General features: G+C 55.3%; 1 protein-coding gene. It reads right to left on the reverse strand.

Annotation, left to right across the window (positions count from 1 at the left end; genetic code table 11):
• A partial coding sequence (locus ACJHYW_RS25215; protein WP_171849031.1) for an IS4-like element IS4 family transposase occupies positions 1-932 on the reverse strand: 932 nt, incomplete at its 3' end.
• Positions 933-998 lie beyond the last annotated feature (66 nt).

A 998-nucleotide genomic window follows, 5' to 3' on the forward strand; every position in this document is an offset into this window, starting at 1 on the left:
TCCGCCATTTCTCCTCCGGGGAAGCGCATGGCGTCCGTCATCGACGTCAGCAGATGGCAGACTTTTCCTTTGCGCGTCACGGTCAGCAGGCGGGCTGTCACTTCATTTCCCAGTCCCGGCCACTTTTTTCGTGCCTGCGGGCTGGTTTTCAGCTTCACCAGATGATCGCCTTTACCCAGTTTTCTGATCTCTTCATATTGCGCTCCCTTTCTGAGAGGTATCATCCAGTGGCGGTGTTCTCCCGCCAGGCTCCAGGCATTTAACAGTCCCAGTGAGTAATAACCTTTATCCATTAACGTCAGAGTGTTATCGCCGGTTTGTTCTATAAGTTGCTCAGCAAGCTCATTTTCGCTGTTCTTCATCGTGCCGAAGGCTGCAGCCGTCAGCAGATGGCTGGTCAGTTCCATCTGGCAGACCATTTTGACCTGCGGGTAGAGCGCCGGGTTCCCGGCATGTGTCTGGCGGGGGAAGGCTGCATCGTTCTCTGGTGTATCCGGTGTGCGCCAGAACACACCATCGATGGCCAGCAGGGTCAGGCCGCACCAGTGCGGATGCGGCGTGGCGTTATGCCAGAGCTGCGCTGTTTTCGTGAACACGCGGCGGACAGCCTCACTTCCCAGGCGCTGGCGGGCCTGAATAACGGCACTGGGGGCAACGAAGGGGCGATTGCCCGGCAGCATGATGTCCAGGCGATTCACAATCTGGTGAAGAGGTTCTTTACGCTCAAGCGCCATGCCAACAATACACCAGACCATCATTTCGAGGGGAAGACGGCGCTTGCGTAGCGTTACAGTACCTGATTCGGCAAGGCAACGAGAGATGAGTTCGGGGTCGAGGTAATCCCCCAGAGAAGTCAGTGGGTTACGCAGAGAATCGTAACGGGATACCAGATCAAGAGCCTGTCCAATGTGCATAAAAAAATCCGGAAACAAGTGAGCGTTTCCGGATTCTTACACAGCCACTGGATCGGTCAACTGATCCTTAACTGATCGGCATTA

The sequence above is a fragment of the Escherichia sp. WS3063 genome, assembly GCF_046486595.1.
GTDB lineage: Bacteria > Pseudomonadota > Gammaproteobacteria > Enterobacterales > Enterobacteriaceae > Escherichia > Escherichia coli.